Source organism: Aeromicrobium sp. P2_G6 (assembly GCF_056403535.1).
In genome coordinates this window covers 233,396-247,820 of record NZ_JBFUFH010000001.1, presented here as the reverse complement: position 1 = coordinate 247,820, position 14,425 = coordinate 233,396, and the positions used below count along the sequence as shown (strand labels likewise).

Genomic DNA, 14,425 nt, shown 5'->3' with positions numbered 1-14,425 from the left:
CAGCGGCTCCGAACCGCGCCGTCAGGTCTCGACGTCGTCGCGCTTGGCCTCGAGCCAGCGCATCGCAGGTGTCGCGGTGACGCCGTGGATGATCACCGAGAGCGTGATCGCCAGGCCGACGGTCGACCACAGCAGCGGCAGGTCGGCGAAGTCGGCATGGCCCGAGGCGTACGCCAGGTAGTAGATCGAGCCGACGCCGCGCACCCCGAAGAACGCCGTGGCGGCCCGCTCGCGCGGCCCGAGCGTGTTGTCCCCGACGCGCAGGTTGGCGCGCCGGCCGCTGAACAGGGCGATCATCCCACTCGCCGGACGTACGACGAACAGCAGCAGGACCGCGACCACAGCGGCCTGCCACGTCAGCCCGGCGAGCAGGCCGTTCGTCAGGGCGACGCCGAGGAGCAGCAGGACGATCAGCGTCAACAGGCGCTCGAGCCGTTCGATGACGTCGTGCATCAGTGCGTGGTAGTCGTGCCCGCGCTCGGCCGACCGCATCGTCAAGGCGCAGGCGAACACCGCGAGGAACCCGTAGCCGTGGGCGACCTCGGTCAGCCCGTACGCCAGCAGCACCGCAGCGAGCGCCAGCAATGGCTCGCCGGAGTCGGCCGTACGCAGCGAGGGTTGGCTCGACCGGAACGCGACCTTGGCCAGCGCCCAGCCGACCACGACACCGATCGCCGCGCCGACGAGGACCTTGCCAACCAGGTCCCAGGCGAACCACCGGACGCCCCACTCGGCGAACGGCCCGGTCGCCGCGAGCAGGATCGCCGCCTGCACGAACGGGAACGCCAACCCGTCGTTGAGCCCGGCCTCCGACGTCAGGGCGAACCGCACCTCGTCGTCCTCGTCGATCTCGTCCTCATCGCCCTCGGTCGTGGTGGGCCCCTCGACCTGCACGTCCGAGGCCAGCACCGGATCGGTCGGCGCCAACGCGGCGCCGAGGAGCAGAGCAGCGGAGGGAGCAAGGCCCATGACCCACCAGCCCAGCAGGGCTATCCCCGCGATCGACAGTGGCATCGCGATCACGAGAAGTCGCCAGGTCGCACCCCAGCTCCGCCACGACTCGAACGACCGAAGGCTCAGCGGCCGGTCGAGCGCCAGGCCGACGCCCATCAGCGCGACGAGCACCGTGAACTCGGCGAGGTGCTCGACGAACACGCGATGCTCGATGGGGGAGAACGCCGACTCCTCGGTGCCCGGCAGCAGCCCGATCAGTGCTCCCAGCCCCAGCAGGACGACCGGCGGTGAGAGCGCAGCGGTGCGCAGGGCGTACGGCAGGACGACGGCCACGAGGAGGGCGGCGCCACCGAGGAGGTAGACCAGATGGGTCGTCATGTCCCCTCGAGGCTACGTCGGCGGACTCAAGTGAGCATGTCGGCTCGCGTGGTCTCGATACGCCTCCCTCGCAGAGCTCGGTCGGCTACTCGACCGGCGGATGGTCCAGACGGGCATTCGACCGGCGAGTATCCGGTGGTCGAGTGCCCGCGAGGAACGAGCGGGTGTATCGAGACCACGTGACGTGAGATTGCTACCCGTGAAGGTGTGCTCTGCCGGCTTGAGGCGTACGCGAGACTGGATCGCATGATCATCGACGGCGGCCTGTCCAACGCGCTCGAGGACCGTGGCCACGACCTGACGTCGGAGCTCTGGACCGCCGAGCTCCTGCGTGACTCGCCCCAGGAGATCGCGGCCGTCCATCGCGCCTACTTCGACGCCGGGGCCGAGGTCGCGACGACCGCGAGCTACCAGGCGAGCGTGCCCGGATTCGTGCGGGCCGGCATGTCGACGGCCGAGGCCGAGGCCCTGATCCGGCTCAGCGTCGCCGTCGCCCGCGACGTACGCGACGAGGCTCCGGGTCGTCTTGTCGCCGCATCCGTTGGACCATACGGTGCGGTGCTCGCGGACGGCTCGGAATACACCGGCCGCTACGGGCTCACCGCAGCGCAGCTGTACGACTTCCACCGCCCGCGGCTCGAGCTCCTCGCGTCCGAGCAGCCCGACATGTTCGCCGTCGAGACGATCCCCGACCTCGACGAGGCGACCGTGCTCGCCGGCCTGCTCGACGAGATCGGCATCCCGGCGTGGCTGTCGTTCACGATCGACGGCGACGCCACCCGGGCCGGCCAACCCCTGACCGACGCGTTCGCGGTCGTGGCCGACGCCGAGGCGGTCGTTGCCACCGGCGTCAACTGCTGCGCACCCTCGGACGTGCTCGCCGCTGTCCGCACCGCGCGCGACGTCACGGGCAAGGCGGGCGTCGCCTACCCCAACAGCGGCCAGGCCTGGGACAGCGCGACCCACACGTGGCACGGCGATCCGTCGTACGACCTGGGCCTCGTGCCCGCGTGGATCGACGCCGGTGTCGCGTACGTCGGAGGGTGCTGCCGCATCGGCCCGGCCGACATCGCCGCGCTCGCCGGGAGCCTCGCCTGACGACAGATCGCACGCGCCAGCGACGTGTGTCAGATTGGAACCATGACCAGCCGCATCTCCCGCACCACGATCGACTGTCGTGATGCGCACGCCCAGTCCGTGTGGTGGGCCGAGGTGCTGGGCATGCAGCAGGATCCCCGCGATCCCAACGAGCCGGGCCATGAGGAGTGCATGATCTTCTCGCGCGATGGCCGGACGCGCCTGTTGTTCATCGAAGTGCCCGAGCCCAAGCAGGTCAAGAACCGGGTGCACCTGGACCTCTGCCCCACCGACCTCACCCAGAACGAGGAGATCGCGCGGGTGCTCGCCCTCGGCGCGACCGAGGTCGCCGACCTGCGTACGCCCCAGGGCCTCGGCTGGATGGTGCTCGCCGATCCCGAGGGCAACGAGTTCTGCATCCTGCGAAGTGACCTGGAGATCCCGGACTACCACTCACACCTCATCACCTGATGGCGGAGCTGCTCCTCACGAACGCCCGCGTGTACGGCGACGGTGCCTGGCGCCCGGGCGTCGACTCGATCGCCGTACGCGACGGCGTCGTCGTGGGCTTGGGGATGCATGCCGAGCTCGTCGGGCTTGTGCCCTCCGCCGAGGTCGTGGACCTCGACGGCGCCTGGGTGCTGCCGGGATTCCAGGACGCGCACGTCCACCCGGTCCAGGCGGGCCTCGAGATGAACGCCTGCAACCTCGCCGACGGACACGAGCTCAGCGACTACGTCGACACCATCGCGGCGTACGCGTTGGCGAACCCTGAAGCCGAGTGGATCGTCGGGGGCGGCTGGTCGATGGACGTCTTCCCGGGCGGCGTCCCGACGGCGGCAGTCCTCGACCGCATCGTGTCCGACCGCCCCGTCTTCCTGCCGAACCGCGACCACCACAGTGCCTGGGTCAACACCGTGGCGCTCCAACGAGCCGGCATCACCGCGAACACGCCGGACCCCGCCGACGGCCGCATCGAGCGGGACGATCGCGGCGAGGCCACGGGGACGCTTCACGAGGGTGCGATGGAGCTCGTACGCCGGCTGGTCCCGCCACCCACCGGCGATGAGATCGCCGCCGCGCTGCAGACCGCGCAGGCATACCTGCACTCTCTGGGCATCACGGGTTGGCAGGACGCCCTGGTCGGCGAAGGCCTCGGCATGCCGGACACGCTCGACACCTACCTCGCGGCGCAGCGCGGCGGCTCGCTGACTGCCGAGGTCGTCGGGGCGCTGTGGTGGGACCGGAGCCGAGGCGAGGACCAGGTCGCCGAGCTCGTCGAGCGCCGGGCCAGGGCCGCGGCGGCCGGATTCGACGCCGGCAGCATCAAGATCATGCAGGACGGGGTCTGCGAGACGTTCACGGCCGCCGTCGTCGAGCCCTACCTGGACCGGCACGGGCATCCCACTGACAACCACGGGCTGTCGTTCATCGAGGCGGAGGACCTCGCGCGCTATGTCCAGCTGCTCGATGCCGAGGACTTCCAGGTCCACATCCATGCCCTCGGCGACCGGGCCGTCCGCGACAGCCTCGACGCCATCGAGCACGCCATCGAGGTCAACGGCCGCCGTGGCAACCGCCACCAGCTGGCCCATGTCCAAATCGTCCGGCCGGAGGACGTGCCACGCTTCGCCGAGCTCGAGGTCACGGCCAACGCCCAGCCGTTGTGGGCGTGCCTCGACGACCAGATGTCCGACCTGACCCTGCCGTTCCTCAGTGCCACGGCACGGGCGCAGCAGTACGTCTTCCGGTCGTTGGTCGACTCAGGGTCCCGGCTCGCGTTCGGCAGCGACTGGCCGGTGTCGTCCCCCAACCCATTGCTCGGCATCCATGTCGCGGTCAACCGGGTGGCACTCGACGCCGACACCGAGCCGCTCCTGCAGGGACAACAGCTCACGATCGTCGAAGCGATCGACGCCTACACCCGGGGCAGCGCGTTCGTGAACCGGCGGGAGAAGCGCAGCGGAACCATCGAGATCGGCATGGCGGCCGATCTCGCCGTCATCGACGCCGACATCCTCGCGATCAATTCTGAGGTGATCGGCGAGGTCCGCGTCACCCGGACGTACGCTCACGGCCGCGTCGTCCACACGTTGTGACATGTCACAATTCGGCTGAAACCGCAGTGATTCCAACCAATTCTGCTAGTTGAGGCAACAAATTGTTCACGCTCACATTCTGGCGGGGCTGTCACAGACCGACATGAAAATTTCTTGAGAGATTAACTTGACGCCGGAGTTGTTAGCGTTAACAATTCATCGCAGGGTTCACGTGGTCCACATCACACCGTGGCAAAGGTGAACGCTAACAACGGGGCCGAACCTCAATCCGAGGCCACGCTCCAAGGATGCAAGCGGATGTCCGCCCGCGAGTGTCCTGGCTCTCCCGAAGTCGAGTGACTTGGGGTGTCTCATCCCGATGGAGGAAACAGTGTTCAAGAAACTCATCACCGTGAGCGCGGGCGTAGTCCTGGCCAGCGGACTTGCTGCCTGTGGCGGCAGCAGCAGCGACGGCGGTTCCGGCGGCTCGGGGAGCTCCGACGACATCACCATGGGCTTCGCCCAGGTCGGTGCCGAGAGTGGTTGGCGGACGGCAAACACCAAGTCGATCCAGGCTTCGGCCAAGGACGCCGGAATCGACCTCAAGTTCTCCGACGCGCAGCAGAAGCAGGAGAACCAGATCAAGGCGATCCGCTCCTACATCCAGCAGAAGGTCGACGTCATCGCGTTCAGCCCCGTCGTCGAGACCGGCTGGGACACCGTCCTGCAGGAAGCCAAGCGCGCCAAGATCCCCGTCATCCTGACCGACCGTGCGGTCGACTCGAGCGACAAGTCGCTCTACAAGACGTTCCTGGGCTCCGACTTCGTCCTCGAGGGCGAGAAGGCCGGCCAGTGGGTCGTCGACAACGCTGACGCCAACGACGTCAACAAGGACGGCAAGATCAACGTCGTCGAGATCCAGGGCACGACGGGCGCCGCTCCGGCGATCGACCGCAAGAAGGGCTTCGAGGACAAGATCGGCGCCGACCCCAAGATCAAGGTCGTTGCCTCGCAGACGGGTGACTTCACCCGTGACGGCGGCAAGAAGGTCATGGAGGCGTTCCTGAAGTCCCAGAAGGACATCGACGTCGTCTTCGCGCACAACGATGACGAAGGACTCGGCGCGATCGAGGCCATCGAGGCGGCCGGCAAGAAGCCGGGCGTCGACATCAAGATCGTCACGATCGACGCTGTCAAGGACGGCATGACCGCGCTGTCCGAGGGCAAGATCAACTACATCGTCGAGTGCAACCCGCTCCTCGGCCCGCAGCTGATGGACCTGGCCAAGAAGGTCGTCGCAGGCGAGGACGTGCCCGCGCGCGTCGAGACCAAGGAAGGCGAGTTCGACCAGGCACAGGCCAAGGCCGTCCTGGCTGACCGTCAGTACTGAGCAACACCAAGAGCTGGGGCCCTGCGTCCGCAGGGCGCAGGGCCCCATTCCAACTTCTAGGAACGAAGAGATGATCCAGATGACAGCCGAAGCCGCGCAGGTCACGCGCACCGAGCCGGTCGTGGAGATGAGCGGCGTGTCGGTGAGCTTCCCCGGCGTCAAGGCCCTCCAGTCGGTCGGCCTCACGCTGCGGCCCGGCGAGGTTCACGCCCTCATGGGCGAGAACGGCGCCGGCAAGTCCACCCTGATCAAGGCGCTCACGGGTGTCTACTCGATCGACGAGGGCACGATCATCGTCGGCGGCGAGCCGCGTACGTTCCACAGCCCGGCCGAGTCGCAGGCCGCCGGCATCAGCACGGTCTACCAAGAGGTCAACCTCTGCACCAATCTCACCGTCGCGGAGAACATGCTTCTCGGCCGTGAGCCCCGCTCCCTCGGTCGCATCGACACCCGCGCGATGAACCGCCGCGCCGGCGAGACCCTGACCCGCCTGGGCCTCGACATCGACCCCAAGTCACAGCTCGGCACGCACCCCATCGCGATCCAGCAGCTCGTCGCGATCGCCCGCGCCGTCGACATCGACGCCGAGCTCCTGATCCTCGACGAGCCCACCTCCAGCCTGGACGCCGACGAGGTCGCCAAGCTGTTCGAGGTCATGCGTACGCTCCGCGCCGACGGCGTCGCCATCGTCTTCGTCTCGCACTTCCTCGAGCAGGTCTTCGAGATCTCCGACCGCATGACGGTCCTACGCAACGGCAAGTTCGTCGGTGAGTACGTCACCGCCGAGACGACGCAGCTGCAGCTCGTCCAGGCCATGATCGGCCGCGAGCTGGAGACGCTCGACAAGATCGAGCAGGAGGCCGAGGAGCACACCGTCAAGACGCAGGGCGCTCCGCTGATGGAGGTGCTCCAGCTCACCCGCAAGGGCAGCGTCGAGGCCGTCGACCTCAAGGTCTTCGAAGGTGAGGTCATCGGCGTCGCCGGCCTGCTCGGCTCGGGACGCACCGAGCTCGCCCGTCTGCTGTTCGGCGCCGACACCGCCGACAGCGGCGACATGCGGATGCGCTCCCAGCACACCAAGCTGCGCACACCGCGCCAGGCCATCGACCACAAGATCGCGTTCTCCAGCGAGAACCGGCGCTCCGAGGGCGTCATCGCCGACCTGTCGATCGCCGACAACATGGTCCTGGCGATGCAGGCGTCTCGCGGCTGGTTGCGACCGATCCCGGCCAGGACCAAGGACAAGCTCGTCCGCAAGTACATCGAGGCCCTCGACATCCGCCCCGCCAACCCGCAGGCGCTGATGCGCAACCTCAGCGGCGGCAACCAGCAGAAGGTGCTGCTCGCGCGCTGGCTCATCACCGAGCCGGAGCTTCTCATCCTCGACGAGCCCACGCGTGGCATCGACATCGGCGCCAAGGCGCAGATCCAGCAGCTCGTCGCCGACCTCGCAAAGGACGGTATGTCCGTCGTGTTCATCTCCGCCGAGCTCGAGGAGGTCCTGCGCCTCAGCGACCGTCTCGTCGTGATGCGTGACCGCCGCAAGATCGACGAGCGGGCCAACGAGGACGTCAGCGTCTCCGACGTGCTCGAGATCATCGCGGGAGAGGCGCGCAACGATGCCTGACCTCTTTCGCAAGCTCACGGGCCACGCCCTGTTCTGGCCGACCTTCGCGCTGGTGCTGCTGCTGGTGCTCAACGTCACCCGCACACCCGACTTCTTCTCCATCCGGGTCCAGGACGGGCATCTCTACGGCAGCCTGATCGACATCCTGCGCAACAGTGCCCCGACGCTGCTGATCGCGCTCGGCATGACGCTCGTGATCGCGACCCGCGGCATCGACCTCTCGGTTGGCGCGGTCGCCGCGATCTCCGGCGCCGTGGCCTGCACCTACATGGCCGGGTCGCCCAACGAGTCGACCGCCAGCCGTGCGATCGTCGCGATGACCATGGCCGTGGGGGTGGCCATTCTCCTGGGAGTCTGGAACGGCTTCCTGGTGTCCGTCCTGGGAATCCAGCCGATCATCGCGACGCTCGTGCTCATGACAGCCGGCCGCGGCCTGGCGATGCTGATCACCGACGGTCAGATCACCACCGTCAACAACTCGCTGTTCTCGAAGGTGAGCACGGGGTTCGTGCTGGGCCTCCCGATCGCGATCCTCATCGCCCTGGCCGTCTTCGCGATCACCGCGCTGCTGACCCGCCGCACGGCGCTCGGCATGCTGATCGAAGCGGTCGGCATCAACCCGGAGGCCAGCCGGCTCGCCGGCGTGCGGGCCCGCACGATCACCTGGACCGTCTATGTCTTCGTGGCGTTCTGCTCCGGCATCGCCGGGCTGATGATCGCGTCCAACACCAACGCGGCCGACGCCAACGCCGCAGGCCTGTTCATCGAGCTCGACGCCATCCTCGCGGTCGTCATCGGCGGCACCTCGCTGGCCGGCGGACGGTTCTCGCTGACCGGCACGCTGATCGGCGCGATGTTCATCCAGACCCTCGCGACCACGATCCCGACGATGAAGATCCCGGCCGAGACCAACTACCTGTTCAAGGCTGTCGTCGTCATCGTGGTCTGCCTGTTGCAGTCGCCCAAGGCGCGCGCTGCACTGTCCATACGACGACCGTCGTCCCTGCTCGCGAAGGGAACAGCGGCATGACCACCATCACGGCTCCGCCCGAGGCCCCTGCCGGCAACCCATCGCCCCGCTCGTCGCGCGGGTTCACCTTCCCGACGCGCTTCCTGCCGGTGATCGCGACGATCGTGCTGTTCATCGCGATGTTCGGCGCCGGCAGCATCCGTTACGAGGGGTTCTCCTCGCCGCAGACCATCCTCAGCGTGCTGGTCGACAACTCGTTCCTCATCGTCCTCGCGGTCGGCATGACGTTCGTGATCCTGACCGGCGGGATCGACCTGTCGGTCGGCTCGGTTGTCGCGCTGTCGGCCATGATCGCGGCCTCGGCCCTGCGCTCCGGCTGGTCAGCGCCACTCGTGGTCGTCGCGGTGCTGCTGACGGGATCCGTCCTCGGACTGCTGATGGGACTGGTGATCCACTACTTCGAGATCCAGCCGTTCATCGTGACGCTCGCGGGCATGTTCCTCGCACGTGGCCTCTGCTACGTCATCAGTGTCGACTCGATCCCGATCAAGAACGAGACCTTCACGTCCTTCGCCAGCGGCACGATCACGATCGGCGACTACTTCATCACCCCATCGGTCATCGTCGCCCTGGTGGTGCTGGTCATCGCTGCGGTGGTCCTGCACATGACGCGGTTCGGTCGCACGGTCTACGCGGTGGGCGGCAGTGAGCAGTCAGCCCTGCTGATGGGCCTCGCCGTCGCACGCACCAAGGTCGGTGTCTACGTCATCAGCGGCTTCTGCTCGGCGCTGGCGGGACTTCTCTACGCGATTTACACGCTGTCGGGCTACAGCCTCACCGCTGTCGGCATGGAGCTCGACGCCATCGCCGCCGTCGTCATCGGCGGCACGCTGCTGACCGGCGGCTCCGGCTTCGTGCTGGGCTCGGCAGTCGGAGTGCTTGTGCTCGGCCTGATCCAGTCGTTCATCTCGTTCGATGGGACACTCAGTTCATGGTGGACCAAGATCACGATCGGCGTCCTGCTGCTGGTGTTCGTGCTGATCCAGCGGATCTTCACACGGAGATCCGTATGACGGCCACCCCTCACCACGCGCCAGTGATGGCCGATGTCGCGAAGGTCGCCGGTGTCTCGCACCAGACGGTCTCGCGGGTCATCAACGGCATGCCCAACATCAAGGACTCGACTCGTCAGCGCGTCGAGGCCGCGATCAAGGAGCTCGGCTACCGCCCCAACACCGCAGCCCGTGCGCTCGTGACCCGCAAGTCCTCGACGATCGGGATCATCAGCACCGAGACCGGCCTCTACGGGCCCGCCAGCATCCACCGCACCGTCGAGGACGCCGCACGTCAGGCCGGCTACTTCGCCGGATCCGTGAGTCTCTCGACCGTCACGACCCAGTCGCTGACCGATGCGATCGACCACCTGCTGCGCCAGTCGGTCGAGGGCATCGTCATGATCGCCGCACAGCACGCCGCTCTCGACGTGATCCACCACCAGGACCCGGGCGTTCCGCTCGTGGTCGTCGAGGGTGACCTGTCCCGGGCGAAGTTCGCCGTCGGCGTCGATCAGCACCGTGGGGCGTACGAGGCGACCAAGCACCTGATCGACCTCGGGCACACCTCGATCGCGCACGTCCGCGGTCCGCTGGAATGGACCGAGGCCGAGGCGCGCCGCGAGGGCTGGGAAGCCGCACTCCGCGATGCCGGCCTCGCGCCCGGGCCCCTCTACCTCGGCGACTGGACACCGCGCAGCGGCTACATCGCCGGACGCCAGCTGCTGACCGAGACCGATCCGACGGCGGTGTTCATCGCCAACGACCAGATGGCGATCGGTGTGATGCACGCGCTCGCCGAAGCCGGCATCTCGGTGCCGGACGACATCAGCATCGTCGGGTTCGACGACGCTCCCGAGACGGAGTTCCTCAACCCGTCCGTCACGACCGTACGACAGAACTTCCAGGAGGTCGGTCGCCGCGCGATCGCCGTCCTGCACGCCGCGATCCTCGGCGAGAACGAAGACCTCCCACGACTCATCGAGCCCGAACTGATCATCCGCTCGAGCACCTCCGCACCGACCCCCCGAAAGGCCCAGAAGTGAGCGAACAGTACGTCGTCGGAGTCGACTACGGCACCCTGTCGGGGCGCGCCCTGGTCGTCTCGGTCAAGGACGGCCGTGAGCTCGCCAGCGCGGTGCACCCGTACTCGCACGCCGTGATCAGCGACGCACTGCCCACGACGCCCGGCTCGCCGCTGCCGCCCGACTGGGCGCTGCAGGTGCCGTCGGACTATGTCGACGTCCTGCGCATCGCGGTGCCCGAGGCCGTACGCGCGTCGGGCATCGACCCGTCGGAGGTCATCGGCATCGCGACCGACTTCACCGCCTGCACCATGGTGCCGACCCTCGCTGACGGCACGCCGCTCAACGAGCTGCCGCAGTTCGCCGACCGGCCGCACGCCTACGTCAAGCTGTGGAAGCACCACGCCGCGCAGGGCCAGGCCGACCGCATCAACGCCCTCGCCGAGGAGCGCGGCGAGTCGTGGCTGCCGCGCTACGGCGGGCTGATCTCGTCGGAGTGGGAGTTCGCCAAGGGCCTGCAGGTCCTCGAGGAGGACCCCGAGGTCTACGCCGCGATGGAGCGCTGGGTCGAGGCAGCCGACTGGATCGTCTGGCAGCTCTGCGGCACGTACGTGCGCAACGCGTGCGCGGCCGGCTACAAGGGCATCCTGCAGGACGGCGCCTACCCGGGGGATGACTTCCTCGCAGGGCTCAACCCTCTGTTTGCAGACTTTGTTAACGCTAAACTTGACCAGCCGATCGGCCAGCTCGGCCGCCCGGCAGGCACGCTGACGGCCGAGGCCGCCGGCTGGACCGGACTGCCCGAGGGCATCGCGGTCGCAGTCGGCAACGTCGACGCGCACGTCACGGCACCTGCCGCCCAGGCGGTCGACCCCGGCCAGATGGTCGCGATCATGGGCACCTCGACGTGCCATGTCATGAACGGCAGCGTCCTTCGCGAGGTTCCCGGCATGTGCGGCGTCGTCGACGGCGGCATCGTCGCCGGGACGTGGGGCTACGAGGCAGGCCAGAGCGGTGTCGGCGACATCTTCGGCTGGTTCGTCGACCACGGCGTGCCGGCGTACGTCCGCGAGGCGGCTGACGCCGCGGGTGTGAGCGTCCACGAGCACCTCACGGAGCTCGCGTCCCGCCAGCCCGTCGGCGCCCACGGGCTCGTCGCGCTCGACTGGCACAGCGGCAACCGCTCGGTGCTCGTCGACCACGAGCTCAGCGGGCTGATCGTCGGGCAGACCCTGGCGACGCGGCCCGAGGACATCTACCGCGCGCTGATCGAGGCGACCGCGTTCGGCACCCGCACGATCATCGAGACGTTCAACGCCAGCGGCGTTCCCGTCGAGGAGCTCATCATCGCCGGCGGACTGTCCAAGAACCCGCTCCTCATGCAGATCTACTCCGACGTGACTCGCTTGCCGCTCTCGGTGATCGGGTCCGCGCAGGGCCCCGCTCTGGGCTCTGCCCTCCATGCTGCCGTCGCGGCTGGCGCGTACGCGGACATACGCGCCGCCGCGAAGGCTATGGGCTCCCTCAATCGGGCAGTTGTGCTGCCCGATGAGGGACGCTCCAAGGTCTACGACCGGCTGTTCGCCGAGTACACCGCCCTGCACGACCACTTCGGTCGTGGCGGCAACGACGTGATGCACCGGCTCAACGCGCTGCGGCGCGAAGCACTGACGGGAGCTGCGTCATGACGCTCACCCAGGACGTGCAGGCGACGATCGCCCGCCTGCGCAAGGAGGTCTGCGCCCTGCACGCCGAGCTGACCCGCTACGAGCTTGTCGTCTGGACAGCAGGCAACGTCTCGGCACGCGTGCCAGGCGCCGACATGATGGTCATCAAGCCCAGCGGAGTCAGCTACGACGACCTCACGCCGGAGAACATGGTCGTCACGGACCTCCAGGGCACGGTGCTCGAGGGTGACCTGGCACCGTCGTCCGACACCGCCGCCCAGGCGTACGTCTACCGGCACCTGCCCGAGGTCGGCGGCGTCGTGCACACCCACTCGACGTATGCCACGGCGTGGGCCGCGCGCGCAGAGCCGATCCCGTGCGTGCTCACGATGATGGCCGACGAGTTCGGCGGCGAGATCCCGGTCGGCCCGTTCGCGCTGATCGGCGACGACTCGATCGGCCGCGGCATCGTCGACACGCTGCGCGACAGCAACTCCCCGGCCGTCCTGATGCAGAACCACGGCGTCTTCGCGATCGGCAAGGACGCCCGCTCGGCGGTCAAGGCCGCCGTGATGTGCGAGGACGTCGCGCGCACGACCCACATTGCCCGCCAGCTCGGCGAACCGGTGCCCATCCCGCCGGAGAAGATCGCCAGCCTGTTCGACCGCTACCAGAACGCGTACGGCCAGTGAGCCCCGCGACCCATCAGAAGGAGACGTCCATGAGCACCGCCGAACGCGAGATCTGGTTCCTCACCGGAAGCCAGGGCCTCTACGGCGAGGAGACGCTCCAGCAGGTCGCTGACCAGTCCCGCGAGGTCGCCGAGACGCTGGCTGCTCACCCCGACCTCACGATCCGCATCGTGTGGAAGCCGGTCCTGACCTCGTCCGACGCGATCCGCCGGATGATGCTCGAGGCGAACTCCGACGACGCGTGCATCGGCCTGATCGGCTGGATGCACACGTTCTCGCCGGCCAAGGCCTGGATCAACGGCCTCGACGCGCTGCGCAAGCCGTTCCTGCACCTGCACACGCAGGCCCACCGTGAGATTCCGTGGTCGACGATCGACATGGACTTCATGAACCTCAACCAGGCCGCGCACGGCGACCGCGAGTTCGGCTACATCCAGACCCGGCTCGGCATCGCCCGCAAGACCGTCGTCGGCCACGTCAGCAATCCTGACGTCGGCCGCCGCATCGGCGTCTGGGTCCGGGCAGCCGCCGGCGCCGCCGAGATGCGGTCGCTCAAGCTCGCCCGCTTCGGCGACAACATGCGCGATGTCGCGGTGACCGAGGGCGACAAGGTCGAGGCCCAGCTGCGCTTCGGCGTCTCGGTCAACACCTACGGCGTCAACGACCTCGTCGAGGTCGTCGACGCGGTCGACGAGACCGAGGTCGACAAGCTCGTCGGCGAGTACCAGGACCTCTACGACGTAGCGGCCGAGCTGCGCGTCGGCGGATCGCGCCACGACTCGCTGCGCTACGGCGCTCGGGTCGAGGCCGGCATGCGGCAGTTCCTCGAGGAGGGTGGCTTCCGCGCGTTCACGACGAACTTCGAGGACCTCGGCGGCCTGCGCCAGCTCCCGGGCCTCGCGGTCCAGCGCCTCATGGCCGACGGCTACGGCTTCGGCGGCGAGGGCGACTGGAAGACCTCGGTCCTCGTCCGTACGACCAAGGCCATGGCGGTCGGCCGCCCCGGCGGCACGTCGTTCATGGAGGACTACACGTACCACCTGGAGCCGGGCAACGAGAAGTCGCTCGGAGCCCACATGCTCGAGGTGTGCCCCACGATCTCGTCGAACAAGCCGACGATCGAGGTGCACCCGCTGGGCATCGGCGGCCGCGAGGATCCCGTACGCATGCGGTTCATCGCCGATCAGGGTGAGGGCATCGTCGTCGGCCTGTCGGACATGGGCGACCGGTTCCGGCTGACCGCGAACGACATCACGCTCGTCGAGCCCGACGAGCCATTGCCTCAGCTGCCGGTCGCCTGCGCGGTCTGGCAGGCGCATCCGTCGCTCGCGACGGCTGCCGAGGCCTGGATCATGGCCGGCGGACCGCACCACACGGTGCTGTCCACCGCAGTCGGGATCGAGGAGTTCGACGACCTCGCCGAGATCCTGAGCACCGAATTGCTGCACATCAACGCAGAGACGACGCCCAAGAGCTTCCTCAGGGAGCTCCGCTGGAACCAGGCGTACTACCGGCTCGCCGCCGGTCTCTGACCCTCACCCCAACCACCTTTTC

At 68.1% G+C, this 14,425-nt stretch carries 12 protein-coding genes; 11 read left to right on the top strand and 1 reads right to left on the bottom strand.

Going from position 1 to position 14,425, the window contains the following annotated elements:
- Window positions 1-21: 21 nt before the first annotated feature.
- Entirely contained in the window at window positions 22-1,332 is a 1,311-nt protein-coding gene (locus AC1DVU_RS01255; RefSeq protein ID WP_476920605.1) for a cation:proton antiporter domain-containing protein, read from the bottom strand.
- A 246-nt stretch (window positions 1,333-1,578) separates the two neighbouring features.
- Here AC1DVU_RS01255 and mmuM point away from each other — a divergent pair, with 246 nt between their 5' ends.
- The 11 genes from mmuM (at window position 1,579) to araA (ending at window position 14,403) form a co-directional block, all read left to right on the top strand.
- Window positions 1,579-2,430, top strand: a complete 852-nt coding sequence (gene mmuM / locus AC1DVU_RS01250) for a homocysteine S-methyltransferase (RefSeq protein ID WP_476920604.1) — start codon at window positions 1,579-1,581, stop codon at window positions 2,428-2,430.
- Between the two features lie 42 nt (window positions 2,431-2,472).
- Complete coding sequence (locus AC1DVU_RS01245) at window positions 2,473-2,880, top strand: VOC family protein (RefSeq protein WP_476920603.1); 408 nt, start codon at window positions 2,473-2,475, stop codon at window positions 2,878-2,880.
- Window positions 2,880-4,508 carry an amidohydrolase gene (locus AC1DVU_RS01240; protein WP_476920602.1) on the top strand — a complete coding sequence of 543 codons (1,629 nt, stop codon included), beginning with the start codon at window positions 2,880-2,882 and terminating at the stop codon, window positions 4,506-4,508. Before AC1DVU_RS01245 ends, AC1DVU_RS01240 begins: the two co-directional genes overlap by 1 nt.
- Window positions 4,509-4,839: 331 nt before the next feature.
- Complete coding sequence (locus tag AC1DVU_RS01235; RefSeq protein WP_476920601.1) at window positions 4,840-5,838, top strand: ABC transporter substrate-binding protein; 999 nt, start codon at window positions 4,840-4,842, stop codon at window positions 5,836-5,838.
- Between the two features lie 70 nt (window positions 5,839-5,908).
- A complete protein-coding gene (locus tag AC1DVU_RS01230) occupies window positions 5,909-7,465 on the top strand; it encodes a sugar ABC transporter ATP-binding protein (RefSeq protein ID WP_476920600.1) in 1,557 nt (518 codons plus the stop codon).
- Window positions 7,458-8,495, top strand: a complete 1,038-nt coding sequence (locus AC1DVU_RS01225) for an ABC transporter permease (RefSeq protein ID WP_476920599.1) — start codon at window positions 7,458-7,460, stop codon at window positions 8,493-8,495. Before AC1DVU_RS01230 ends, AC1DVU_RS01225 begins: the two co-directional genes overlap by 8 nt.
- Window positions 8,492-9,508 (top strand): galactofuranose ABC transporter, permease protein YjfF, encoded by a 1,017-nt coding sequence (yjfF, locus tag AC1DVU_RS01220; RefSeq protein WP_476920598.1) that lies wholly within the window; start codon window positions 8,492-8,494, stop codon window positions 9,506-9,508. The genes AC1DVU_RS01225 and yjfF overlap by 4 nt, the downstream gene beginning before the upstream one ends.
- Window positions 9,505-10,533, top strand: coding sequence for a LacI family DNA-binding transcriptional regulator (locus AC1DVU_RS01215; RefSeq protein ID WP_476920597.1), 1,029 nt, complete (start codon window positions 9,505-9,507; stop codon window positions 10,531-10,533). The genes yjfF and AC1DVU_RS01215 overlap by 4 nt, the downstream gene beginning before the upstream one ends.
- Entirely contained in the window at window positions 10,530-12,200 is a 1,671-nt protein-coding gene (gene araB / locus AC1DVU_RS01210; RefSeq protein WP_476920596.1) for a ribulokinase, read from the top strand. Before AC1DVU_RS01215 ends, araB begins: the two co-directional genes overlap by 4 nt.
- A complete protein-coding gene (locus AC1DVU_RS01205; RefSeq protein WP_476920595.1) occupies window positions 12,197-12,871 on the top strand; it encodes an L-ribulose-5-phosphate 4-epimerase in 675 nt (224 codons plus the stop codon). The genes araB and AC1DVU_RS01205 overlap by 4 nt, the downstream gene beginning before the upstream one ends.
- Before the next feature lie 29 nt (window positions 12,872-12,900).
- Entirely contained in the window at window positions 12,901-14,403 is a 1,503-nt protein-coding gene (araA, locus tag AC1DVU_RS01200; RefSeq protein ID WP_476920594.1) for an L-arabinose isomerase, read from the top strand.
- The last annotated feature ends 22 nt before the right edge of the window (window positions 14,404-14,425 follow it).